Annotated in this window: 28 protein-coding genes and 1 pseudogene; 15 read left to right on the forward strand and 14 right to left on the reverse strand. The window is 66.0% G+C overall.

The window, feature by feature from the left end; genetic code table 11:
* The first annotated feature begins 29 nt into the window (after positions 1–29).
* From AB0B91_RS40070 to larE, 7 genes are all read left to right on the forward strand, one after another.
* Positions 30–749 (forward strand): FadR/GntR family transcriptional regulator, encoded by a 720-nt coding sequence (locus AB0B91_RS40070; RefSeq protein WP_358331535.1) that lies wholly within the window; start codon positions 30–32, stop codon positions 747–749.
* Between the two features lie 126 nt (positions 750–875).
* Complete coding sequence (locus AB0B91_RS40075; protein ID WP_358331538.1) at positions 876–1727, forward strand: fumarylacetoacetate hydrolase family protein; 852 nt, start codon at positions 876–878, stop codon at positions 1725–1727.
* The gene (locus AB0B91_RS40080) at positions 1727–2749 is read left to right on the forward strand and encodes an aldo/keto reductase (RefSeq protein WP_358331541.1); all 1023 of its coding nucleotides are present in this window, start codon (positions 1727–1729) and stop codon (positions 2747–2749) included. Before AB0B91_RS40075 ends, AB0B91_RS40080 begins: the two co-directional genes overlap by 1 nt.
* Entirely contained in the window at positions 2746–4023 is a 1278-nt protein-coding gene (gene larA, locus AB0B91_RS40085) for a nickel-dependent lactate racemase (protein WP_358331544.1), read from the forward strand. The genes AB0B91_RS40080 and larA overlap by 4 nt, the downstream gene beginning before the upstream one ends.
* Positions 4020–4712: a nickel pincer cofactor biosynthesis protein LarB gene (gene larB, locus AB0B91_RS40090; RefSeq protein WP_358331547.1), complete on the forward strand. Its 693-nt coding sequence runs from the start codon at positions 4020–4022 to the stop codon at positions 4710–4712. The genes larA and larB overlap by 4 nt, the downstream gene beginning before the upstream one ends.
* The gene (gene larC, locus AB0B91_RS40095) at positions 4709–5884 is read left to right on the forward strand and encodes a nickel pincer cofactor biosynthesis protein LarC (RefSeq protein ID WP_358331550.1); all 1176 of its coding nucleotides are present in this window, start codon (positions 4709–4711) and stop codon (positions 5882–5884) included. The genes larB and larC overlap by 4 nt, the downstream gene beginning before the upstream one ends.
* Positions 5881–6756, forward strand: a complete 876-nt coding sequence (gene larE, locus AB0B91_RS40100) for an ATP-dependent sacrificial sulfur transferase LarE (protein WP_358331553.1) — start codon at positions 5881–5883, stop codon at positions 6754–6756. The genes larC and larE overlap by 4 nt, the downstream gene beginning before the upstream one ends.
* Position 6757: 1 nt before the next feature.
* Here the strand turns inward: larE and AB0B91_RS40105 are convergent, their stop codons facing one another.
* The 4 genes from AB0B91_RS40105 to AB0B91_RS40120 all read right to left on the reverse strand — a co-directional run bounded on the left by AB0B91_RS40105 (position 6758) and on the right by AB0B91_RS40120 (position 10075).
* On the reverse strand, positions 6758–7564 hold the full coding sequence (locus AB0B91_RS40105) for a DUF1963 domain-containing protein (RefSeq protein ID WP_358331556.1): 807 nt from the start codon (positions 7562–7564) through the stop codon (positions 6758–6760).
* Between the two features lie 318 nt (positions 7565–7882).
* Positions 7883–8563: a hypothetical protein gene (locus tag AB0B91_RS40110; RefSeq protein ID WP_358331559.1), complete on the reverse strand. Its 681-nt coding sequence runs from the start codon at positions 8561–8563 to the stop codon at positions 7883–7885.
* A 109-nt stretch (positions 8564–8672) separates the two neighbouring features.
* Entirely contained in the window at positions 8673–9764 is a 1092-nt protein-coding gene (locus tag AB0B91_RS40115; protein ID WP_358331562.1) for a serine hydrolase, read from the reverse strand.
* A gap of 50 nt (positions 9765–9814) precedes the next feature.
* Complete coding sequence (locus AB0B91_RS40120; protein WP_358331565.1) at positions 9815–10075, reverse strand: hypothetical protein; 261 nt, start codon at positions 10073–10075, stop codon at positions 9815–9817.
* A 67-nt stretch (positions 10076–10142) separates the two neighbouring features.
* Between AB0B91_RS40120 and AB0B91_RS40125 the strand changes: the two genes are divergently transcribed.
* Positions 10143–10697: a GNAT family protein gene (locus tag AB0B91_RS40125; RefSeq protein ID WP_358331568.1), complete on the forward strand. Its 555-nt coding sequence runs from the start codon at positions 10143–10145 to the stop codon at positions 10695–10697.
* Positions 10698–11682: 985 nt separating this feature from the next.
* On the opposite strand, the gene AB0B91_RS40130 is transcribed toward AB0B91_RS40125, so the two are convergent.
* From AB0B91_RS40130 to AB0B91_RS40140, 3 genes are all read right to left on the reverse strand, one after another.
* The gene (locus AB0B91_RS40130) at positions 11683–12159 is read right to left on the reverse strand and encodes an inorganic diphosphatase (RefSeq protein ID WP_358331571.1); all 477 of its coding nucleotides are present in this window, start codon (positions 12157–12159) and stop codon (positions 11683–11685) included.
* Positions 12160–12647: 488 nt separating this feature from the next.
* Entirely contained in the window at positions 12648–13073 is a 426-nt protein-coding gene (locus AB0B91_RS40135; RefSeq protein WP_358331574.1) for a potassium channel family protein, read from the reverse strand.
* Between the two features lie 15 nt (positions 13074–13088).
* Positions 13089–13235, reverse strand: coding sequence for a hypothetical protein (locus tag AB0B91_RS40140; RefSeq protein WP_358331577.1), 147 nt, complete (start codon positions 13233–13235; stop codon positions 13089–13091).
* Between the two features lie 258 nt (positions 13236–13493).
* Here AB0B91_RS40140 and AB0B91_RS40145 point away from each other — a divergent pair, with 258 nt between their 5' ends.
* Entirely contained in the window at positions 13494–13706 is a 213-nt protein-coding gene (locus AB0B91_RS40145; RefSeq protein ID WP_358331580.1) for a hypothetical protein, read from the forward strand.
* Here the strand turns inward: AB0B91_RS40145 and AB0B91_RS40150 are convergent.
* The 4 genes from AB0B91_RS40150 to AB0B91_RS40165 all read right to left on the reverse strand — a co-directional run bounded on the left by AB0B91_RS40150 (position 13703) and on the right by AB0B91_RS40165 (position 17730).
* The gene (locus AB0B91_RS40150) at positions 13703–15253 is read right to left on the reverse strand and encodes a carbohydrate-binding protein (protein WP_358331583.1); all 1551 of its coding nucleotides are present in this window, start codon (positions 15251–15253) and stop codon (positions 13703–13705) included. The two genes, AB0B91_RS40145 and AB0B91_RS40150, sit on opposite strands and share 4 nt — an antisense overlap.
* A gap of 217 nt (positions 15254–15470) precedes the next feature.
* Entirely contained in the window at positions 15471–15893 is a 423-nt protein-coding gene (locus AB0B91_RS40155; protein WP_358331587.1) for a hypothetical protein, read from the reverse strand.
* Positions 15890–16147, reverse strand: coding sequence for a CopG family transcriptional regulator (locus AB0B91_RS40160; protein ID WP_358331590.1), 258 nt, complete (start codon positions 16145–16147; stop codon positions 15890–15892). The genes AB0B91_RS40155 and AB0B91_RS40160 overlap by 4 nt, the downstream gene beginning before the upstream one ends.
* Before the next feature lie 89 nt (positions 16148–16236).
* On the reverse strand, positions 16237–17730 hold the full coding sequence (locus AB0B91_RS40165; RefSeq protein ID WP_358331593.1) for an MFS transporter: 1494 nt from the start codon (positions 17728–17730) through the stop codon (positions 16237–16239).
* A gap of 186 nt (positions 17731–17916) precedes the next feature.
* On the opposite strand from AB0B91_RS40165, the gene AB0B91_RS40170 reads away from it, so the two are divergent.
* Positions 17917–18288 (forward strand): YciI family protein, encoded by a 372-nt coding sequence (locus AB0B91_RS40170; protein WP_358331596.1) that lies wholly within the window; start codon positions 17917–17919, stop codon positions 18286–18288.
* Positions 18285–19511, forward strand: coding sequence for a DUF6596 domain-containing protein (locus AB0B91_RS40175; protein WP_358331599.1), 1227 nt, complete (start codon positions 18285–18287; stop codon positions 19509–19511). Before AB0B91_RS40170 ends, AB0B91_RS40175 begins: the two co-directional genes overlap by 4 nt.
* A 236-nt stretch (positions 19512–19747) precedes the next feature.
* Here AB0B91_RS40175 and AB0B91_RS40180 read toward each other — a convergent pair whose 3' ends face one another.
* The 3 genes and pseudogenes from AB0B91_RS40180 to AB0B91_RS40190 all read right to left on the reverse strand — a co-directional run.
* Positions 19748–19924: a hypothetical protein gene (locus AB0B91_RS40180; protein ID WP_358331602.1), complete on the reverse strand. Its 177-nt coding sequence runs from the start codon at positions 19922–19924 to the stop codon at positions 19748–19750.
* Positions 19925–20095: 171 nt separating this feature from the next.
* The gene (locus AB0B91_RS40185; RefSeq protein ID WP_358331605.1) at positions 20096–20341 is read right to left on the reverse strand and encodes a hypothetical protein; all 246 of its coding nucleotides are present in this window, start codon (positions 20339–20341) and stop codon (positions 20096–20098) included.
* Positions 20338–20520, reverse strand: a pseudogene (locus AB0B91_RS40190) (hypothetical protein); the annotation flags it as partial. The pseudogene AB0B91_RS40190 and the gene AB0B91_RS40185, both read right to left, overlap by 4 nt.
* A gap of 801 nt (positions 20521–21321) precedes the next feature.
* On the opposite strand from AB0B91_RS40190, the gene AB0B91_RS40195 reads away from it, so the two are divergent.
* The 4 genes from AB0B91_RS40195 (at position 21322) to AB0B91_RS40210 (ending at position 23671) form a co-directional block, all read left to right on the forward strand.
* On the forward strand, positions 21322–21660 hold the full coding sequence (locus tag AB0B91_RS40195; protein WP_358331608.1) for a hypothetical protein: 339 nt from the start codon (positions 21322–21324) through the stop codon (positions 21658–21660).
* Between the two features lie 111 nt (positions 21661–21771).
* Positions 21772–22215 carry a helix-turn-helix domain-containing protein gene (locus AB0B91_RS40200; RefSeq protein WP_358331611.1) on the forward strand — a complete coding sequence of 148 codons (444 nt, stop codon included), beginning with the start codon at positions 21772–21774 and terminating at the stop codon, positions 22213–22215.
* Between the two features lie 87 nt (positions 22216–22302).
* Complete coding sequence (locus AB0B91_RS40205) at positions 22303–22803, forward strand: protein-export chaperone SecB (protein WP_358332257.1); 501 nt, start codon at positions 22303–22305, stop codon at positions 22801–22803.
* Complete coding sequence (locus tag AB0B91_RS40210; protein ID WP_358331614.1) at positions 22787–23671, forward strand: hypothetical protein; 885 nt, start codon at positions 22787–22789, stop codon at positions 23669–23671. The genes AB0B91_RS40205 and AB0B91_RS40210 overlap by 17 nt, the downstream gene beginning before the upstream one ends.
* Positions 23672–23733: the final 62 nt, after the last annotated feature.

Below are 23733 nucleotides of genomic sequence, written 5' to 3' on the forward strand. Positions count from 1 at the left end.
AAGGCCGGACCGCCCCCGGGGGACCGTCGATGTCATTGACCGACAAGGCCATCGCGCGTATTCGCGAGCTCATCCAGTCCGGAGAGCTGCCGCCCGGTTCCAAGCTGCCGCCCGAGCAGCAGCTGGCCGCCGAACTCGGCCTGTCGCGCAACCTCATGCGCGAGGCCGTCAAAGCGCTGGTCGTCACCCAGGTCCTGGAGATACGTCGAGGTGACGGCACCTATGTCACCAGCCTCGAACCGAGCCTGCTGCTCGGAGGGCTCGTCGGCGCGGTCGAACTGCTCCAGGGCGACACGCTTCTGGAGGTCACCGAGGTGCGGCGGCTGTTCGAGCCCGTGGCCACCGGGCTGGCCGCAATGCGGATTTCCGCCCAGCAGCTCGGCGAGGTCGAGCGGCATCTCGACGCCATGCGCGAGGCGCGCGACGACGTCGAACTGCTGAACAGGCACGACGCCGCGTTCCACCAGGCGGTCATCGCCGCCACAGGCAACCAGACCCTGGCGACCCTTCTCAAGGGCATCGCCAGCCGTACGCTGCGGGCCCGAGTGTGGCGCGGACTGGTGGACGGCAACGCCGGCGCCCGCACGCTCGCCGAACACGAGGCCATCTACGAAGCGCTGGTTGAAGGGGACGCCGCGCTGGCCGAGGCCGCGGCGCGCATGCACGTCAGCACAACGGAGCGCTGGCTGCGCGCATACCTCCAGCAGAGCGAGACGTCGACCGTCGGCGGCGGCGCGCGGACGTCCTGACAGCGTCCTCATGATTACCCACCCCGACGCCCGACCGGCCCTGACACAAGACCGATACGACACTCCCGGACCGGCCGCGACAGCCTTGTCGGCCGTGACTGCCTGATATACCTCCCAGGAGAGACGATGAGATTCCTGCGTGTGGGACCTGCGGGCGCCGAGCGTCCCGCCGTTCTCGACACCGATGGCAGACCCCGCGACCTGTCCCGGCTGGCCTCCGACATCGACGGCCGATTCCTGTCGGGTGACGGCGTCGAACGCACCCGCGCGGCCTTGGCGGCCGACGAGTTGCCACCGATCGAGCTCAGCGGGCAGCGGATCGGCGCACCGGTCGCGCGCCCCGGCAAGGTGGTCTGCATCGGGCTCAACTACAGCGACCACGCGGCCGAGACCGCGACACCGGTCCCCGGCGAGCCCGTGGTGTTCATGAAGGCCGCGAACACCGTGATCGGCCCGGACGACACCGTGCTCGTGCCGCGTACCAGCGTCAAGACCGACTACGAGATCGAACTGGCGGTGATCATCGGCGGCACCGCGCGTTACCTGGACTCGCCGGAGGACTCCGACGCGGTCATAGCGGGGTACACGATCGCCGACGACGTCAGCGAGCGGGCCTTCCAGCACGAGCGCGGCGGACAGTGGGACAAGGGCAAGTCCTGCGAGACGTTCAACCCGCTCGGCCCCTGGCTCGTCACGCCGGACGAAGTCGGCGACCCGCAGGCGCTCGGCATGCGCCTGTGGGTCAACGGGCGGCTCCGCCAGGACGGTCACACCAAGAACATGGTGTTCGGGGCCCGCCACCTCGTCTGGTACCTCAGTCAGTTCATGGTCCTCGATCCAGGGGATGTGATCAACACCGGCACTCCGGCGGGCGTGGCGTTCGGGGCCAACGACTTTCCCTATCTGCGTCCGGGCGATGTCGTCGAAGCCGAGATAGACCGGCTCGGCCGCCAGCGCCACATTGTGGGACAGGCCTGATGTCGGCTCTGGGCACGAGCGCGGCCGGGTGTGTCCCGCTCGGGCGCACCGAGGTCACCGTGAGCCGCATCGGACTCGGCACCGCACCGCTGGGCGGCCTGTTCGCTCCCGTGTCCGAATATGAGGCGGCCGCGACGCTGGCGGCGGCCTGGGACGCCGGAATCCGGTTCTTCGACACCGCACCTCACTACGGTGCGGGGCTCGCCGAGCGGCGTCTCGGCGCCTTTCTCACCGACCGGCCCCGCGCTGAGGCCGTCGTGTCCACCAAGGTCGGCAGGCTGCTCGACCCAGGCCCGGACACGTCCGGCGACGAGGGGTTCTTCGGCGTCCCCGACATGATCAGGACACCCGACTACAGCTCGGCCGGAGTCCGCAGGTCGCTCGCCGAGAGCCTGGAGCGCTCCGGTCTCGACGCCTTCGATCTGGTGCTGATCCATGACCCGGACGACCACTGGGAGCAGGCCGTGGGCCAGGCGTTCCCCGCGCTCGCCCGGCTCCGCGACGAAGGGATGATCAAGGCGATAGGCGTGGGCATGAACCAGAGCGAGATGCTCACCCGCTTCGTCGCCGAGACCGACGTCGACTGCGTGATGGTGGCCGGTCGCTACTCCCTCCTCGACCGGGGCGCGGCGGACGAACTCCTGCCACTCTGCCTGGCGCGCGGGGTCTCCGTACTGGTCGCGGGCGTGTTCAACAGCGGCGTGCTCGCGGACCCGCGTCCGGGCGCCACCTATGACAACGCTCCCGCCTCGCAGGCCGTCCTGCGGCGCGCCATGGAACTGGCGGAGTGCTGCCGCTCCCACGGAGTCCCGCTGGCGGCCGCCGCATTGCTGTTCCCGCTGCGCCACCCGGCCGTTACTGGGGTGGTGGTGGGTGCCCGGACCCCCGCCGAGGTCATGGAGAACGTCGCCCACGCCTCTACGACCGTTCCCGAGCCGCTGTGGGACGAGCTCGACACATGGGGCCGCGTCTCCGGATTCGGCACCCGGCGCCGCCACGGCGCGAAACGGAGGAACGGATGAAGGTCCGCCTCGCCTACGGCGAATCCGGGCTCGATATCGACGTCGACCCCGCGATGACCACGGTGGTCGAGCCCGTGCACCACGACGCGGCACCCGACCAGATGGCCATGCTGGTGCGGGCGCTGCGCGAGCCGGTGTCCGGGCCGCCCCTGCGCGAGCGGGTACGCCCTGGGCAAACGGTGGCCATCTCGGCCTGCGACGGCACCAGGCCGCAGCCGCGGCATCTGATGATTCCGGCGATCCTCGCGGAACTCGACGGGATCGTCGATCTCGACGACGTGGTGGTCCTGGTCGCCACCGGCACCCACCGGGGCAACAGCGCCACCGAGCTGCGCCAGATGTTCGGAGACGACGTCGTCGACTCCGTCAGGGTGGTCAACCACGACGCCCGCGATCCGGGGCGGCTCACCTGGCTCGGCACTCACGGCGACGGGGTGCCCGTCTGGCTCAACCGCGAGTGGGTCGAGGCCGACGTGCGGATCACCACCGGTTTCGTCGAACCACACTTTTTCGCCGGTTTCTCGGGCGGTCCCAAACTCGTGGCGCCCGGACTCGCCGCCCTGGAGACCGTGCTGGTCCTGCACGACGCGACCCGCATCGGGAACCCCCGAGCCACCTGGGGGATCACTCACGGAAACCCTGTCCATGACGACGTACGGGCCATCGCGGCGGCCACGGGGGTCACCTTCGCCTGCGACGTGATACTCAACCGCGACAAGGACATCGTCGCGGCCTTCGGAGGCGACCTGCTGCCGATGCACGCCGCCGCGACCGCGACCGCCAAGCGCATGGCGATGCGACCGGTCCCGGAGCCCTTCGACGTGGTGGTGACCACCAACTCCGGGTTCCCGCTGGACCAGAACCTCTACCAGGCCGTCAAGGGCATGTCCGCCGCCTACCAGGTGGTCCGCCCGGGCGGCACCGTCATCTGCGCCGCCGAGTGCCGCGACGGGTTCCCCGACCACGGCTCCTATCGCGAGGTGCTGGCCTCCGCGCCATCGCCCCGCGCACTGCTGAACGAGATCCAGGCCCGGGCCGGCACCGTACCCGACCAGTGGCAGGTCCAGATCCAGGCCCGCATCCAGTGCGGCAGCCGGGTCATCATGCATACGTCGTACCTGAGCGACGCCGACCTTGCCACCGCGCATCTGGAACAGACAGGCGACGTCTCCACCGCGCTCGCCGCCGCGCTGGCGGCGGCTGGGCCGGGGGCACGCGCGTGCGTTCTCCCGGAGGGGCCACAGACGATTCCCTATCTCGCGGGGGCGTCATGACCCTCCCGACGAACGAACCCACCGTGCTCGATCTCGGATTCGCCAGAGTCGACGTCGGCAGGGAGGCGAGACAAGGGCTTCCAGAGGTCGTCTACGGGCCTGGCAAGACGGCGGAGCAGGTGAAGGCCATCGTCACCGGCCTGCTCGCGCACAACACCGGTCCGGTCATGGTCACACGCGTGGCCCCTGAGGCGGCTCGCGAGATCCTCACCTGTAGTCCGGGCGGCACGTACGACTCTGAGGCGCGGCTGCTGCTGTGGCGGCCGACGGCCATCGGGAGTTTCAAGGTCATGGTGGTGGCGGCCGGTACCTCCGACCGTCCGGTGGCCGCCGAGGCGGCCACCGTGTGCGCGGCCGTGGGCCTCGACACCGCCGCCGTCCACGACGTGGGCGTCGCCGGGATCGAACGCGTCCTGCAGGTGCGGGAAAGACTCCGGGCCGCGGACGCCGTCATCGTCGTCGCCGGCATGGAGGGGGCCCTCGCCAGTGTCGTTGGAGGCATGGTCCGCTCGCCGGTCGTCGCCGTGCCCACTTCCGTGGGCTACGGAGCGTCCCTGGAAGGGGTCACGGCTCTTCTCGCCATGCTTGCCTCCTGCGCCGCCGGTGTGACCGTGGTCAACATCGACTCCGGGTTCGGCGCCGCCATCGCCGTCCACCGGATCGCCCTGGCCTGGGGAGGACGCCGGTGATCTGCTGGATCAACCCCTTCACAGGGCTGGCCGGCGACATGCTGCTCGGGGCGCTCATCGACGCCGGGGCGCCGCTGCACCGGATCCGCGCCGCCGTCGAGTCCACCGGCCTCACCGGCTTCGAACTGACCGCCGCACGTGTGGTCGAGCACGGCCTGGCCGCCACCCGCGTTCACGTCGACGTCACCGACGACCGCTCCGAACGCCGCGCGGCCGAACTCATCGAGTCGGCCGCGCGAGCGCAGCCCCAGCAGGTCGCCGCGCTCGCGGTCGCGGCGCTGACCGCCATCGCCAAGGCCGAGGCACGACTGCACGGAGCCGACCCCTCCTTCGTCCACCTGCACGAGCTCGGGGGCCATGACACGATCGTCGACATCGTCGGGGTCGCGGCGGCACTGCACTACCTGGACGTGACCGAGGTCGTCTGCGCGCCGCTCCCGCTCGGCACCGGTTCGGTCCGCTCCGCCCACGGGGTGATTCCCTGCCCGGCCCCCGCCACCCTCGCGCTGCTCAGCGGAGCCGCCGTCACCGGCACCGCCATCCCAGGGGAGACCGTCACCCCCACCGGTGCAGCCCTGCTCGTCGCGGCCCGCACGCGGTACGGGCCACCTCCGCTGATGACGGTTGCCGCGACCGGCTACGGCGCAGGCACACGGCGCCTGGCGGACCGTCCGAACGTCACCGCCGTGACGATCGGTCACCCCGCCGAGTCCCAGCAGGGAGCCGCCGAGCATGTCGTGGTCCTGTCTACCAACCTCGACGACGTCACCGGCGAAGTGCTGGGCCACACGATCTCCCGGGCGCTGGAAGCCGGCGCGCTCGACGCGTGGGCGACGCCCGCGGTGATGAAGAAGGGCCGTCCCGCGCACGTGCTGCACGTCATGGCACCGCCGGAGGCCGCCGACCGGCTCAGTCGGCTCGTCCTTGCTGAGACCGGCAGCCTCGGGATCCGCCAGACCGCGGCCGGCCGGGTGGTGCTCCCCCGGACGACCCGCACTGTCGACGTGAACGGGTGCGCCGTCCGGGTCAAGTGCGGGCCCTACGGCGCCAAGCCCGAACACGACGATGTCGCCGCGGCGTCCACCCGCCTCGGCCTGCCGCTGAGGACCGTCGCCCGGCACGCCCTGCAGGCGTGCGCCGGGGTTGCGGACGACGAGGGGGAAGCCCGGTGAGCGCCGCCAAACCGACAGGGAAGGTTCCCGAGCAGTCCGCCGGCCCAGGGCTGGAGGAGACCCTTCTGGCGCGCGTACGGGCCATCGGTCCGATCGCCGTCGCCTATTCCGGCGGGGCCGATTCCGCACTCGTTCTGGCTGCCGCGGTGCGGGCCCTCGACCCGGAACGGGTGCTCGCCATCACAGCCCTGTCCGAGAGCCTGGCCGCCGCCGAGCTCGCCCCCGCCGCGGAGCTCGCGGCATCCCTGGGAGTCCGCCATCTGACGCCGCGCACGCATGAATTGAGCCGTCCCGGATACCGGGCCAACGGCCGCGACCGCTGCTACTTCTGCAAGTCGGAGGTGCTGGACGTGATCGCGGATGTGGCCGCCGCCCACGGGTTCGACCAGATGGCCACCGGCACCAACGCGGACGACGCCGCCGACCCGTTCCGCCCCGGCATCCAGGCCGGTGCCGAGCGCGGCGTCCACACGCCTCTGCGCGACGCCAGCTTCACCAAGCGTGACGTCCGCCTGGTCAGCCGACGGTGGGGCCTGCCCACCTGGGACAAGCCCGCGACGCCGTGCCTGGCGAGTCGCATCCGTTACGGCATCGAGGTCAGCTCCTACCGGCTGGCCCGCGTCGATCGCGCCGAGACCGCGATGCGAGCGCTGCTCCACCGTACGGGCCTGCGAACCTCTGATCTCCGTGTCCGCGATCTCGGCGACGCTGTGCGCGTCGAGGTGGATGCCGCGGCCGTGCGAGCGGTCATGGCGTTGCCGGGCCTGGCAGAGGCCGTGGCCACCGCGGGGTTCGGGCGCCGCCCCGTCGAGGTCACGCCGTTCCACTCAGGCGCCCTCAACATAGAGCCCTCCGCCCTCCCGCCGCAGTGAATCAGTGCAGGCCGTCTTGTTCACATACCGCGTTGGTGAACTTGCCGGTTTGAAGCGCGCCCGGGGGGACCATCACACGCTCAAATCCGTTGTCGTTCCACAGGTCGCCCGAGAGTGTGAGGAAATGGTGGTATCCGTCTGCCCTCATTCCGATCCAGCTGTCGATGTGAGGCCAACCGAACACCTGGCTGTCTCCAGGCGCGAATCCCTGTCGGTCCCGGCAGTAGTAGTGCCACTCCTCACGGAGCGGTCCCTGAACGAACCGTTCGGTTGGGGACTCCCAGTGGTCTTCGTCGTAGCCGGGTTCGGCGCGGTAATCGAATGTTTCCAGGACCGGGTCGCCTGTGCCGTATTCGCCCGAAACCGACGGCAGAGTGATGATTGGTGCCGCATGCAGCTCGACCATGGTGAGGACCTCCCCCCGCGCCGGCGTCGGCGTCTCCACGGCATGGGCTGGGTCTGCGCAGATGATCGTGCATTCGTCGATGCCCCATCGGACGGCCTTGAAGACGTTGACCAGGCCAAGCCGGGCGGACAGTCGGTCACCGAGCGATGGGGCCAATTCGTCGGTGTCCAGCACGGCGAACAGGCTGAGCGGAGCTCCGTCCGTGGCCTGCGGCCACGGCGTTCCCGGCTCCAGAAGCGCTGGGCCCCCTGCGCGGGACCGGCCGGCCGGGAGCATGTCGGGGCTGCTGGGCTTGAGCACGAACCCCGGCTGGGCAAGAGCGGCCATCTGTTGGCCGAGCCGCTCACCCAACAGCTGGATACAGAGTTCGCGGACTTCGGCCAAGGTGCTCTGCTGGTCCATGGGCCGAATTTCAGCAGACGCACACGACAGATTTCTCAATCTTCCTGATCTTTGGGTGATACCCCTGCACCCAGTACTTCACTGATTAGGCTCGCGGCCAAGGCGTTCGGCGGCGACATCAAGAAACGCAAGTGAGTCGGACGTGGGGCGCCTGGCTACGCAGATCTGCCGGACCGCCCATCCGCCGATCACCGCAGCCGAATGGGACCAGCATTTCCCCGGACTGCCGTACCGTCGGCCGTGCCCGTAACCCTGTCGACGTTCGGGCTGCGATCATCGCAGGGCTGCCTGCTCCAACACGGTCATGTGCCATTGCGCCTATGTATCTGACGTCGTCGGCCTCGGCGACCGCGCCTGCCGCTCGTACTCGATGACCCGGGCGTTCAGCATGAGCAATCGGAGGTTGCTGACCAGCGTGACGGCGACCAGGCAACCGGCGACGAGCGCGACCATGCCGTAGCCGGGGCGGTCATCAGCCAGCGAGCCCACGGTGGCGAGCCCGCCGATGACGACCACGATCCAGCCAAGCCGCAGGCCGGGCGCGATGCCGTCAGTGGCTCCGTGCAGCACCAATTGCCCGCAGCGCAGGAACTGGATGCCGAGCAGCGTCGGGATCCCGGCGATGAAGCAGCCGACGACCATCACGGCGACGATCGCTCCGGCGCTGCTGCCGTTGTCGTGTGGGATCCGATAGGCCGAGACGAGGATCGCGAAGGCCGCGAGGAACCACGGCACGCTGTAGGCGATGAGGAACACGGCGACGCTGCGGAAGTTGCGCCGTAGCGTGGGATCCGCCATCGCCGGTGAGCGCCTGAAATCTGGCATCCAGCCGGCGATTACCTGACGGATCAGCAGGCCCGCCGGCACCCCGGCGAGAACGAGTCCGACGACGAACAGCGGAAGACCCGCCCGGACGTCGCCGTCCACGAGCTTGCCCAGCCCGATCGCGAGCGTCAGCACGCCGACGGCGACGACGAAGCGCAGAAGCCGGAGACTCACGCGGCCCCCCAGTGACTGTTGCTTCGCCTCACCCGCTTGATGGACAGCGAGTCGGACAATCGGCTTTCAACCAAGCCCATTTGCGTCATCCTTCCTTGCTCGTTCACCGTCAGCGGGTCCTGGCCACCTCGGCCGCCACGGCGCGGAACGCGATGAGGGCCTCTTCCTGATCAGGAGCGCCTCCGGCGATGGACGACTTGACGATGACAACGCCCTGCTGGGGTGAGACGTAGATGTACTGGCCACCGAGCCCGGCCGCCATGAAATCGCCTCCCTCGCCCAGCCACCAGTGCAGGCCATAGTGCGGATTGGCCGGCGACGGTTTGGTGGACAGCTTGACCCAGGAGGCCGGGACGACCTGGCGGCCGTTCGCCTTGCCGCCGTGCAGGTAGAGCAGGCCGAAGCGGGCGAAGTCACGGTCGGTGGCGTAGTAGCAGCAGTAGCCCAGGCTGTCGCCGTGCGAGTCGTTGCCGACGGTCGCCGTGGACTCCATGCCGGCGGGCCGCCAGATCTTGCGCTCGACGTAGTCGTGGTACGGCATTCCGGTGGTTTTGGTGATGAGCCGGGCCAGGACGAAGGAGTTCATGCTGGTGTACTCGAACCGGGCGCCGGGCTCCCAGCCGCGCTTCTGGCGGGCGGCCATCTTGCTGATCGAGTAGCCCTTGTTGGCTGCGGCCTGCAGGCGTGGTGCGTCGGTGGCCTCGTCCCAGTCGATGCCGGACGACATACGCAGCAGCTCGCGAATGGACACCCCGGCGTAGCCGGAGCCGGTCAGCTCAGGCAGATATTTGTCCACGGGGTCGTCGATCGATCGGATGTGCTTCTCTCTGAGCGCGATGCCGACGGCGGTCGCGGTGAATGACTTGGCCATCGACCAGGACTGGAAGCGGGTGTCACGGCTCGCGCCGGTGTAGCGCTCCGCGACGATGTCCTGGCCGTCCAGGACGAGGAAGCCGTTGGTCCTCGTACGGGTGAGGAAGTCGTCCAAGGTGTGTTCCTGGCCTTGGTAGGTGTAGGTCACCGAGAGCTTTCTGAGGGCAGTACGCAGCTTGACCGGGTGCGCCGATGGCCGCAGCACGTCAGCGGTCTCGGCCGCGGCCGCGGATGGCCGCAGCACGTCGACGGTCTCGGCTGAGGCCGCGGCTGCTGCCGGCATGGACAGTGCGAGCGCGACCGCGACCGCGTAATGGGTGATGCGCATGTCATCTCCTCCGAAGGATCAGTTCGGACGGATGGTGACCTGTTTTTCTGTCATTTCTCTGGCAAGAGCCATTCCAGCGAGGCGCGGGCGAACATCGCCTGGCGGCACCCGAGCGGGATCCCCCGACCCGTGCTCAGCGCGACCGGGCTCCCGCGGCTCCCGCGGAGCAGCGGCGGATGCAGGAGACCGGCGGGGCCGCAGCGGTAGAGCATGGCGGGACAGCCCATTTCCGCGAACCGCTGTTCCCCCGTCGCCTCCAGGAACCGATCGGCACGCGTGACCTTGCGCCGGAAGCTACTCGGATCGAGCATCAACCCCATCGGGGTGTTCTGGCCCGAGGGTGCCGAACGCTGATCTCATCTCAAAGGACGTGACCGCATGTACCCGGTAACGATCACGGCCGCGCGGATGGGCCTCCGGGAGTTCACCCCGGCCGACGTGGAGCCGCTCCTATCCATCTACGGCGACCCGGCCGTGACGCGGTACATGAGCTTCGAATCACGAACTCTCAACCAGGTCCAGAACACCATCGAGAGTGTGATCGCGGCAGCCCGCGCCGACGAGCGGCTCGACTATTCCTTGGCTGGCGTGCTCCCGGACGGAGAGCTGGTGGCGTTCGCCCGGCTCTCGATCGACGTCGGCCATCCGTTGCAAAGCAGCGGGCAGATCGGCTTCGCGCTCAGGGCCGACCAATGGGGACGTGGGCTCGGGAGCGAAGTGGTGCGGCTCCTGCTACGACTCGGGTTCGACGAGCTCGGCCTGTATCGGATCTGGGGAGCTCGTGATCCTCGGAACGAGCCATCCGCTCGGGTCATGGCCAAGGCGGGCATGGTGGAGGAAGGCCGCATCCGCGGGCACTTGAGGCTGAATGATGGATGGCGTGACTCCGTCATTCACTCCATCCTGGCGCCGGAGTGGCCGGATATCGGCTAACTCCTGACATGCGTGGCCGGGCTCGTCGGCGTCAGTGAGACGGACCGAAGGCTAGCCCAACAACTCATGGCAGGCTTGATTGCGAATCTGGAACTCGGGGCGGGCAGGCGGGAACAGTTCGTCGCACTTCGCGGCGATTGGCGGGACCGCGCGCTCCCTATCGCTGTCCTTCGGATCGACACTCCTGGTCTTTCTCACACGGTCAGCGGGGATCGTGGTCCTGGTCTTCCTGAGCGGGGCCGACGGGACAGGCTGATGACGCTGGCGCGGCACAGCCGAGACCGCGGGTCGGTGACGATTCCCCGGCGGTATCGCCTTGTTCTTCGGCGCCTTGGAACTTGAGCTGGGTGTCGCCGAGGACAGCGTCCGAGGCTTGGGCTTGGGCTTCAGCTTGGGCTTGGGCTTGGGCGTCGGCGGGGCGGTGGCCACAAGCGAGCGGCCGGCAACGCTCTGGCGAGGTGTCGGCGTAGAGGCGACATTCGTTCGATGCGAGGCACTGTCAGTGGCCCACCCACTCGACCATATGCCGAAGCCCACGCAGGTCAGGAAGCCGGCGATGAGCGTCGGCCGGGCCAGACGAAGTCGCTTACGCAGGAGTGATCGTCTTGGTGGAGTTGGGGTCGCGTACCTTCTCCAGCCGACGGAGTCGGACGCGGCGCGGAGTCGGGGACGGTCGTGGAGCGGCAGGCCGTACGGCGGGCGCCGTGTTGGGCGGGGCTTTTCGGGTGAGGGAGCGGGATGGTCTTGACCTTCGTGCATGATCCTCCCTACTCACTGCCCATATCTGCCAGCGTGCCGCAGCGCGGCCACGTCCAGCGGAAGCGACTCGGCAAAGAAGGCTGTGCACGACGAACCGGGCCCGGAACAAACAGGGCCGGAAATGGATAAATGTGGCTATCGGGCCAAGGCTTGGTTGATTTTGCCGCATGGCGGCATCGGGCTGGCGCGGGTTTCGCCTATGCCGTTGCCTGGACGCTGCCGTCGTTCATGCTGTCCGGTGGGCGGCGCGCATGATCACGTCTTCTGCCTGCGCGCGTGGTTCCCAGCCTCGGGTGTCGGTGTCCTTGTCCGGTTCGAGGTCCTTGTAGACGTCGAAGAAGTGGCTGATCTCGCCAAGTACGTGGACATCGACGTCCAACAGATCCTGGATGTGCGCGTAGCGGCTGTCGTTGGCGGGCACGCAAAGGATCTTCGCATCCGGCCCCTGTTCGTCGTGCATCCAGAACACCGCCACAGGACGCGCGCTGATCGTGCATCCAGGAAAGGTCGGCACCTCGCCCAGCACCAGCGCGTCCAGCGGATCGTCATCCTCGGCCAGCGTTCCGGGCACGAACCCGTAGTCGTAGGGGTAGGCGGTCGCGGTGAACAGCATTCGATCGAGCCTGATCCGCTGTTTGGTCTGATCCATCTCGTACTTGTTGCGCGATCCCCGCGGCGTCTCCACGATCACATCGAATTGCATCACAACCTCCTGCGCCGCAGCTCTCGGCTGCCACATCCTCGGCCAGGGCGTGCATCCAGGTGTCTACCCACACCCGATAGGGAGCCGACGTACGACGCCTCAGCCTCACGCAGGCGGGTGTAGACCTAAGGCCCAGGCGGCGATTTGGACAGACCATTGCCGTGCCCGTCCCCGGGACAGCCAATAGGACCGATCGAAAGGCCGATCGCTCGACTGGAACATCGCGCTCACAGGCATCCCCCCTCATCACGAGGACAGGACCCATTGGCTGGTATGGCGAAGCGGCACTCTGCGGAGCGACCTCGGCAAGATCCACCACCGAGCACTTCCATCATATGCCGCGTGCCGGCCGGTCAGAGCCTCCCGATGTGGCAGGCGAGTTCGAGGCCGAGGATCCGATCGATATGGACGAAGGCCTCGAACTTGGCGCCTTCGTTCGGTCAGGAGCTTGACAGGAAGGCAGGCCGACTGGACGGGCAGGGCGGCCGTCAGACGCACATCTGCTCGTTGGCTGCCTGCCCGAGCTGGGCGAGGTGAGCGGCATAGCCGATCGTTGCCGCTAGGGACGAGTGATCCTCACCGTCATGGAAGTAGTAGGCCTCGGCGTACTGGGTGAAGTCGATACGGACACGTACCACCTCGGTCGCCAGGCTTTCCAGCAATGACGCACCTGCAGCGCAGTCGAGCTGCTGCACGGACGGGGCCGAGCGGTCCAGCAGCGCCAGCCGGATCGCGAGCACCCGTCGGCGGGTCAGCGTCGGATAGATCTCCAGCACCCAGGAGACGGTGGCCGTCAGGAGGACGAAGCCGATGAGAGCTTCCAGGGGCGAGACCACACGGAGCCATCCTTCGGCAGGCACGATGTCCCCGAGCCCGAGGGTGGCGACCGTGACGAGCGGACCGACGAGCCCCACCACACGCCTACGCGCTCAGAGATGCCGGGCCAGTTTCCACAACGTCGCCATGACGAGTCGGCTCAAGCCTCCATGGCGCGTGGGGTGCCAGAGCGTGTGGAACAGGTCTCGTAGGGCGGTCATGATGAGCGCGGCTCCGAGCAGTGAGACCAACCACTCCATTCATCCCTCCCTCAGTGGCTGTCCTGTGGAGCGGGGGGCGACTGTGCGGCCAAGGCCGGGGTGACCTGCAGCCCGAACCGGGCCGCGCTTGGAGCCTAGGCCGCAGGCACCGTTGGCGAACGCAGACTCGCCGTATCCATGATGGTCGCTGCAACTCGACGGGGGACACGCAAGAGCGCATGGTCAGAGACAGGCTTGGGAGCCGGAGATGCGCCGGCGTCTGCCCGTGCTCAACGCTTCTTCCTCGACGTGATGACTATGACCGCTTCTCGTCCCGCGTCGAGGTCGTTTGTCCTCGGCTGCGCCTTTGACTCGTTCGACCAGACGGCCCACGAGCCCCCGGTCATGGCCCAGCCGCTCGCGTTGCCGTCCTCGAAGTCGTCGATGCTCGGCGGCATGGTCGGGCTGGGGGTGCTGGTCGGGGGCTCGTGGGCTGTGCGGCGGGGGGCGGTTACGGCGTCGCCGGGCTAGCCGAAGGTCACGACGAGGCGGCCGTCCGCGGCGAAGGACCAGTGCAGGGCGCCGGTGTAGGAGGAGCATCGGGATCCGTTGGAGCCGGACCAGAACTGGTTCGAGCTGTCGGCGTCGCCAACGATCCGGTCGTTCGTGCCGCTGCTGCTGCGGCATGAGACGTTGTTCCGGAACACCGAGGTGCCGCCGTCGAACGAGTAGTTGCGCTCGGTGTTGTCGATGCTGACGTTGTTCGAGATCGACATGGTGCCGAGGTTGCGGTTGTAGGTGAACCCGTGCTTGCCGTTGTGGTAAGCGATGTTGCGGCGGATGACGTGGTTGACGCCGATGTCCTCGCCACCGAGTTTGTAGCCGTTGCGGTCGCCGTTCCCGTTCTGGGTGCCGTTGCTGAGGGTGCCGTTGCCGTACGAGAGGGAGTCCTCGATGGTCACCGGGCCGATGGGGCCCGTGTCCGTCTTGGTGTAGAGGTCCCAGCCGTCGTCGATGTTGTTGTGGGAGACGGCGTAGCGGAAGACGTTCCCGGGGCCGGAGGTGAGCTTGGCGGCGAAGCCGTCGGCGTCCTCGCCGTCGGAGTCGGCGTTGTCGTGCGACTCCGCGCTGAGGACGAGGTTGTTGGACGGCCACTGGTCGTGGGGGGTGTCGGAGGCGATCCGGGAGATCTGCAGTCCCGAGTCTCGGTTGAAGCGCGTCACCGTGCGCTCGATGATGTTGTTGCTGCCGCCGACGAAGATCCCGTTGTCACCGGCACGTTCGACGACGATGCCGTACAGGCGCCAGAACGACCCGTTCAGGGCAAGCCCGCGGTTCGCCGAGTCCTCGCTCATGGCCGAGAAGTTCAGTACCGGGGTCTCGCCTGGGTAGGCGGACAGGTTCTTGCGGGCGCTGGAGGTGCCGTTGTTGCCCGGCGCGATGGTGAGCGTCTGGGAGAGGCTGTAGGTGCCGCCGCGCGCGTAAATCGTCCCGCCGGCGGTGATGCGGGTGATCGCCGACGCGAGGGTGGTGGGGTTCGACTCTGTGCCGGGTGCGCTCGCACTGCCGCTGGGCGATGCGTACAGGGTGTCGCCCGGGGGCTGTGTGGTGCCTGTGGTGAAGTCGATGTAGTCGATGTTCGGCAGGCCGGTGCTGCCGGTGGGGTTGAACCGGATCGTGTTGCTGCCCGCGTTCACGTTGACGGTCAGCGTTTTGGTGACCCAGGTGTCCCATGTGCCCGTGCCTTCGAAGGACGGCGACTGCGTGGTCGTACCGTTGACGATCAGGCCGGTGGGACGGCTGGTGGTGGTGCCGTTGGCGAACCGTACTCCCAGCGTCGCCGTGCCGGCTGCCGAGGCGTTCACCGTGAACTGGGCGTAGGCGTTCGCGGCGTTAGTGCCGTTGCAGAAGCCGCTGCCGGAGTAGCCGGCCCAGTTGGAGTCAATCGTGCCGGTGCAGAGCGCCGGGGAGGTCTCGGCCTCGTACCGGGTGGTTGCGGCATTGGCGGCGGATGGGGAAAGTCCGACGAGTCCGGTGGCTAACAGGCCGGCGCATGCGATGACGGCTTTTAGGCGCATCTTTCGTCTCCATGGGCTTGGTAAGCGCTTTCCGGTGGACGAGCGAAGCTAAGCACGCACCGATGAGCGCGGGAAGCCCTGGCGTGACGGGACCACCCGCAGCGCGGCAACCTCACTGGGAGGCGGCACGTTAGCCGAGGTCACAGGCGGGGAGGGGGCCCCATCCTCATGCTGTGCTTCTGTGCAGCCGTGAAAATTTCACCTGCTCTGCGGAAGGTCATACCTTCTTGACGACGATCGAGTCCGGGACCAGCTTCTCCAGGTCGTCCACATCCGAGGTGAAGACGGTGACCTGCCCCTTCTGCTGGCGGGCGATGACGGCGAGCACCGCGTCGATCGCGTACTTGTGGCCGTGCAGCTTGGCGTCGGCCAGGAGCCGGCGGGCCTGACGGGCTTCATCCTTGCCGATGTCGGCGACGTTGAGCCGGGACAGCACCCAGTCCCAGCGCTGCTCGGTGATCCTGCCGTCGTACGCCTCGACCACCGTCATCGGAGACGCCACCACCTCCGCCTGACCACGAGCCGCCAGGTCGAGCCAGGCGATCATCTTCCGGTCGCCCCGCACGGCCAGGGACAAGGCTTCGCAGTCGAGTACGAAGATCCGCAGCGGCTGCCCATGCTCAGCGCTTGGCTTGCTCACGCAGTCTCTCCCGCGTCGTGCTTTCCGCCGGCGCGGCGGCGTTCGTGCTCGGCGTCGAGATCTTCCAGCTCCTCGATCGTTGCCGCGCGCTCCTCGTCGGTGACCGGGCCGTACTCTTCCGCCAGCCAGTTCGCCAGCTCCAGCAACCGGTCCCGGTCGCGCTTGAAGCGCAACGCCTCGGCGACGTACGCCGACAGGCCCCGATCGGCGGCATCTGCGCGGATCTCGTCAAGGAGCTCCTCGGGGATTGTCACCGTAATCTTCTTAGTCGCCATACAAGCGACCATACTCTAGGTATTGATCTCCTTACCAGCGCTTTCGAGCTAGCTGCTGTCCATGCTCGTCAGGGTTCTATGAGCGAGGGGAGTGCGGCTGGCGACGTCCGGGTTGCCGGGCGCAGGACGAAAACCAGCACGGCCAGCCCGGCGAAGATGATCGCGGCGACCACGCCAGTGACGTGCAGGCTGGCGGTGAAGGCCTCCCGCGCGCTGTGCAGCAGCTCCGCGCCTTGGTCCGCGGGAAGGTGCCCGCTGGCGGCGACCGCGCCGGCCAGCGAGTCGGACGTGCCGGCCATCCCGCTGCGGTAGACCACCGCGGCCAGCACCCCGAACAGCGCGAAGCCCAACGAACCGCCGAAGTAGTTGCCGGTCTCCGACATCGATGCCGCCGAACCGGCGCGCTCCGGCGATACGGACCCGACGACCAGCCCGGTGCCCAGCGCGAACAGCGGGCCTGTGCCCAGCGCCAGTACAGCGATGCCGATCATCACCAGGGGCAGGGCGATCGCACCGTCGACGTCGACCCCGACCAACAGCAGGCCGCCCAGCGCCGACCCCACCAGCCCGCCGGCGATCGCGGTCGTCTGCTTCATCCGCCGGGCCAGCGTCGGCGCGGCCATGGTGCCGGCCGCCACGCCCAGGCCCATCGGTGCGAACAGCACCGCCGACGCGACCGGCGAGAAGCCCAGGACGCTCTGCAGGTACTGGGTCACCAGCAGGCCCGTACCGGCCATGGCGATACCGGCGAAGACCAGCGCGACGACCACCGCCGTGAACGGGCGGTTGCGGAACAGTCGCAGGTCCAGCAGCGGCGTCTCCAGCCGCAGTTGCCGGCGTACGAACACGAATCCGATGGCCGCACCGGCGACGAGGGCCAGCGCCGGGACGATCGGCACGCTCTCGACGGTCAGCTGCTTGATGCCGTAGACCATCAGAAGGACCGCCACGAGCGACAGCCCGACGCTGGCCAGGTCCAGCCGGCCGGCCTGGTCGCTGCGGAACTCCGGCAGCAGGAACGGCCCGGCGAGCAGCAGCAGCGCCATCGCCGGTACGGCGGCCAGGAACACCGATCCCCACCAGAAGTGTTCGAGCAGGAATCCGGCGAGTACGGGGCCGAGCGCGCCGCCGGTGAACTGGCAGGTCGCCCAGATCGCGATGGCCTGCCCGCGCTGTCGTTCGTCGCGGAACATGTTGGTGATCAAGGCGAGTGTGGACGGCGCCAGGGTCGCGCCGGCGACGCCCAGCAGCGCACGCACCACGATCAGCATCAGCGGGCCGGTCGCGAAGGCGGCCGCGACCGACAGCACCGCGAACGCCGCTCCGCCGATCATCAGCAGGCGCCGACGGCCGATCCGGTCGCCGAGCGTACCCATGGTGATGACCAGGCCGGCCACCATGAATCCGTAGCTGTCACTGATCCACAACTGCTGGACGTTGGTGGCCCCCAGGTCGGCGCTCAGCTGTGGGAGCGCGAGGAGCAGCGCCGTCATGTCCATGGCGACGAGCAAGGTCGGCAGCATGAGGATGATCAGTCCCAGCCACGCTCGGTTGACTCGCATATCTGTAACTTCCTGTTCTCTCGACGGTTCGGCGGATGGTCGGAACAATCGGGAGCTTCTTGACATCGGTCCCGGCGACGCGGCGGTGAGAACTCATGCGAAAGTTCTGGCGGGGGATGTCAAGACTGCGGCAGTGGCTCCGACCAACCAGTCGAAGGGACCAGCCGAACCACGAGGGAGTACGAGATGAAGTTCCTGATCAGCCTGCACATCAACCCGGCCGTGCTGGACGCGCTGACCGACGAGGAGAAGGCGGCGATCGGCGACGGCCACGGCAAGTTCATGGAGGCGCTGAAGAAGTCCGGCGAACTGATCACCACGCAGGCGTTGGTCGATCCGTCGCAGGCGGCTGTGGTGTCCGTACGCAACGGCCAGCCGGTGGTGACCGACGGACCTTTCCTGGAGTTCAAGGAGTATCTGGGCGGCTTCTACCTGATCGACTGCGAGAACAAGGAGCGGGCGATCGAGCTGGCGGCGCAGATCCCGGACTGCGCGATCCAGGGGCTCGGGGTCGAGGTGCGGCAGGTGATGTTCGCTGACGGACAATTGGAGGCATGACTGCACCTGCCATCGAGGACCTGCTGCGTGAGCTCACGCCGCAGGTCCTCGGCACGTTGGTACGCCGGAACGGCCAGTTCGAAGGGTGTGAGGACGCCGTACAGGAGGCTGTTCTCGCCGCGACCGTGCAGTGGCCGGCGGAGGGGGTGCCGGACAACCCGCGCGGCTGGCTGGTGACGGTCGCGTCCCGGCGGTTCATCGACCAGCTGCGCAGTGAACACGCGCGCCGCGAGCGGGAGTCGGCGACGGCCACCGAGGTGGTGCCCGAGGACGTACCGGACACCGACGACACGCTCGTCCTGCTGTTCCTGTGCTGCCATCCGACGCTGACCGCGGCCTCCCAGACCGCCCTGACGCTGCGCGCGGTCGGCGGCCTGACCACCGCCGAGATCGCCCGCGCGTTCCTGGTGCCGGAGGCCACGATGGCGGCCAGGATCAGCCGGGCCAAGCAACGCATCAAGGCCGCCGGCAGCTCGTTCAGCCTGCCGGACGGCACGGAACGCGAGGAGCGGCTGCGGGTCGTCCTGCACGTGCTCTATCTGATCTTCAACGAGGGCTACACGGCCTCCTCGGGCAGCGAGTTGCACCGGGCCGACCTCGCGCGCGAGGCGATCCGGCTGACCAGGATGGTGCACGCGCAGCTGCCCGAGGACAGTGAGGTGACCGGGCTGCTCGCGCTGATGCTGCTCACGCATGCCCGCCGGGAGACGCGTACGACGGCGGCCGGCGACCTGGTGCCGCTGGACCAGCAGGACCGTACGAAGTGGGACCGCGGGCTGATCGACGAAGGCACCGAGCTGGTCAAGACGTCGCTGGCCGGCTCGGTGCTGGGGCCCTACCAGTTGCAGGCCTCCATCGCCGCCACGCATGCCGACGCGGCCACGGCCGAGGGGACCAACTGGCCGCAGGTGCACGCCCTTTACCTGGTCCTGGAACGGATCGCGCCCAACCCGATGGTCACCCTCAACCGGGCGATCGCGCTCGCCGAGACCGAGGGCCCGGCGGCCGGGCTGGCTCTGCTGGCCACGTTGGACGGTGACGAGCGGATGGCGGGGCATCATCGGTTGCTGTCCGTACGGGCACATCTGCTGGAGAAGACCGGCGACCTGGCCGGGGCGTACGAGCATTACCGGCGCGCCGCGAAGGCCACCGCCAGCCTCGCCGAGCAACGCTACCTGGAGTCCCGGGCCAGCCGGGTGAGAGCATCACACGACAGTCACTAGCCGGCGACTGTCGTGTTGACCTGTTGCCGGAACCACCGTCGGGTGTGAGTGGCCGCCGGTGTGGTGATCGACGCCTCCGGGCCGGGTTTTTTCATGGGCGAACATTATCTTGAGCCGCTGATCTTTGCGGGGCCTCTGACCTGGGCGGCCTCGTTGGAGACGGTGTCCGCAACGAGGCCGTGGGTTGTCTGGAAAGCACCGGTCAGCAGGGGCCGATCGTTACGCTCGTCCCTCTGCTAGGCCGCGAACACTACCCATTCACGCATGGTCCGCTTTCCCATGGTCACCTGTTCGGCGTTCCCGGTCGACATACTGCCGAGCTCGATCCTGGGGACTTTCACGATGAGTTCTCCGTCATGACCGAGGAACCCGAAGGTCTTGTCGCCGGTTCGCAGCCCCGAGTTGCGGAACATCGTCCCCAGGACACGTCTGGTTCGTTCCTGAAGTCACCGGCGATCTCCTCCAGGAGAGCCACCGAGTTGTGACCGTCAGTCATCGGTTTGCCCTCTCGCCGGCAGAAGGCGTTCGAGAGCCGCCGCGGAGCCATGAACGACCAGGCCCCTGGGCCTCGGCCGTCCGCAGGGTCATCTGTCAGGTAATAGCGGAACGAGCACCTGCGGTGGCGCCGTGATCGTCGCGCCGGGTTGCCGCCTGGTAGAACAGGGACGCACGTCGACCTGGCCGTGCTCGGCGATGATCTCGCAGCCGTCGTACGGGGCGCCGACGCGCACGGTGCCAGCCGACTCATCGAGTGAGCCGTCCCGGCGCAGGTAACGCGGTAGCAGCGAGAACCAATGCACCTTGAACTTCGTCTTCATTCGGCGGGTCAATCATCAAGGATGCGCCCCAGCGAGTCAGCTCGCGGTCGCGGTCGGTGAGGCTGATCAGCGTCGCGGCGACCGATGGCAGCTGGGTCGTGCCGAGCGATCACTGCGTCCGACTCCATCCCGCGTAGGCGCTCGGCCAGCAGATTGCTGGCGATGCCAGGAAACCCGCGTCGCAGGTCGGAGAAGCGGCAGGGCTGCGCCGGGGCCGCAAGGGCGAGCGCACGTCCTTCCCCGAGGCCAACTTCGCGGCCCGATCGTGCTCGTTTGGGACAATCTCAACACCCACCTCAGCGCCAGTATGCGCGAGCTGCTGGGGCGGCGTGCCTGACTGACGATCATCCAGTTGCCCTCTTACGCCCCCGACCTCACGGTCGATGCCGTCTGGGCGCAGCTGAAACCATTCCTGACCAATCAGGCCAAGAAGTCCCTGAACGAACTCGCACGACTGATCAAGACCGTCCAAGAAGATGCAATACCGCCCCCAGCTGATCAGCGGCCTCATCGCCAAGACCAGCCTCGACAGCAAGCCGCCATAACCTCAGCCTTTAAGCTCTCTAGCACATCGAGACTAGGCAGTCCAAGGAGCCCATCTCAACCGACCTGCCCTAAAACATGCTTTAAGCTCCGCCTTATCTCGCCAAGTCCAGATCTAGCGGTCAAGCAGCACTAGTTCTTGGCGAAAAGATAGGATCGTGTAGGTTTCCCCACTACAATCCCAAGGTCAATGTTCAACCAAGCCCGATGTGAGCAATGTCCGATTTGTGTGCATTAGCACCAAGCAGACCGATATTGGTCGGTATAGCGTGCCGGCTGTATCCAGTGGGGCTGGCCGACAAACGCCTCATGAGAACAGCAATCGAGAGAACGAGTCCAGAGGCAAGGTCCCAGCTTCACCGACAGCGGATCTCCGCAGGCCACGGACAGCAACGCGTGTGCAGCCATCTAAGACAACTAGTAGCCCCCCGGGGGTAACGCTGAACGGCATGGACTGGCGACTGTACATAGCGGCTTCAGGAGCCACGGTTGTTGCCAAGGAGTTCTTGGACCTGGGGAGGGTTGGCGAGGGCGTACTTCTGCACTTCATGAGCCAACTGGAGCACAACGATCCCCGCATCACGTTCGTCGGCGAAGATCAACTTATCCAGATCGCGTGGGTGCTATATGAGAGCCTGTCGTATGGCGTCGTGTTTGCGACTGATCGAGCCAAGAACCACATTGTCCTGCATGTATGCAGATCAGATAGGTACCCGCCCATCGTGAGAGCCAGAGGAGTGGCCGTGGCTCGCAGCCGTTGGGAGGACTGGATCGAGCGGCACGGGTGAGACTATCTGCCAAGCCCTTGCAAAGATTATCGGTTAAAAGCGATACTGATCGTGCCTGTCGCTGGGTATAGTCCGTGACACAGAGTTCAACGAAGACGGCCCGAGGTGACTATGAGCGACCACGTCGAAGGAAGCTTTGATCATTTCCTCCAAGAGCGCCTCCAAGATGCCCAGGTCAGAGCGGCCTTCGAGGATGCAAGAGCCCGCTCCTTGATTTTGCGCTCCTTAGTTGCAGAACGTAAGCGATTGAAGATTACGCAGAAAACTATTGCCGATCGCATGCAGACGACTCAATCTGCGATCTCCGATTTAGAAAATGAGCGAGCTGACCCACGTTTATCAACCTTACAGCGTTTCGCACGCTCCGTAGGTGCATCCCTAACCCTGGTTTTCGCAACCGAACCGAGCCAGGTAGATGATTTTCAACTACTCGTTGAACCAACGCAGAAATTAGCTAGCGAGCCTAGGGCACAAACTCCGAAGCGATTCATGCGGCCCCGAGACCGATGCACTACTACTCGGACATCGATATCAGTAGAACCACCGCAGCGCTAACAACATATCAGTTATCAGTCTGGATAATGGCCGATGAATCGAAAGAGTCGCAGAGCGTCAGAGAACAGCGAAGCCGTCAGCGACGAAATGCATTATGTCGCGCGCTCTGTCAGAGTTGGAAGCCTACTTAGGCTACAAAACATCCGACTATCGGCCCTAAACTTCTGGTCGAGCGACGAAAAGACGAATCCTCCCTACCAGATCGCCGTAACTATAACTCCACGCATACTTATTCCAGATAAATTCATAGTATGCTCACTAAATTACAAAATAGTAGCGTCAAAAGGACCCGAAAGAATAGCGCAGATCGATTGCAGGTACGACGTAGCATATGCTATCGAATTGGATAACTCGACATATCAGCATCAGAGCCAGGTAGTTGAATCTGAAGACTTTGATGCATTCGCGAGGGTAGTGTTACCGTATACGCTTCATCCTTATGTACGCGAGCTTGTTTTTGACCTGTCGGGGAAATCTGGACTGCCTCCTTTGATACTTGAGGAGATGCACCTCCCTCAGGAAGTTGCAAATCTTCTGTATTGGCGTTTCGACTCAGGGGCTGGTTTACAATATGAAGATATTCCTTAGTTGGTCCGGCCAGTTGAGTCAATCAGTCGCAGAAATACTGAAGGACTGGCTTCCCTGTGTACTCCAGTTCGCCGAACCGTACTTCTCGAGCAAAGATATAGACAAGGGAACACGGTGGAGTGTTGATATTTCACAAGAGCTAGAGGCGTCAACTTTCGGTGTCATAATCGTCACTACCGAAAATATAAGTCAGCCCTGGATAAATTTCGAAGCCGGAGCTCTTTCTAAATCCCTCCAAAAAAGCCAAGTGTCCCCTCTTCTCGTAGACATCGAACGAAAAGAGGTCGTAGGGCCACTGCTTCAATTCCAATCTACGGTTTTAGAGAAAAAAGATGTATACGCCCTTATAGAGAGCATCAACAAGTGCGCGGGCGACCAGGGCATCAACGATTCTGGCCGGCTACAAAATGTCTTTGAAAAATGGTGGCCCGATCTTGAGGAGAAGATCGGGACCGTCAGGCGCGAGGCTGCCGCTCAGCCTAGCGCAAGCATTGTCGCTACTCGTTCTCGAGAAGATATCTTGGATGAAGTTCTTGAGCTATCCCGGAGTAACCAGAAGTTGCTCACCACTCCAATTAACCTGTTGCCCCCAGATTACTTTCTTTGGATTCTGACTAGGTATCAACCGCATCAAGTAACTCGCCTGCCGGAAGTTCGCCGGGCATATCGGCGATTCCACCATGTCTTGCTCGAGGCAATCTTGCGTGCGCCCGGCGACAAGAATCTCGATGAGTTGAGAATTTTCGGTCGCGAACTCATACTGGTCCTTGAAGACGCAGGCTTGGAAAGCTATCAGGCTGACAAGACAGTTAGACTAATGGCGGAGGCTCCATCCTCTGATCTGGACAGGGAACCTCCAAGAGAATAAGAGGATCACAGCAATTCGTCATAGGCGGATTTCAAGTGAGACGTTCTATATACAAGCGATAC

It is taken from the genome of Nonomuraea sp. NPDC049141 (genome assembly GCF_040648415.1).
Classification (GTDB): domain Bacteria; phylum Actinomycetota; class Actinomycetes; order Streptosporangiales; family Streptosporangiaceae; genus Nonomuraea.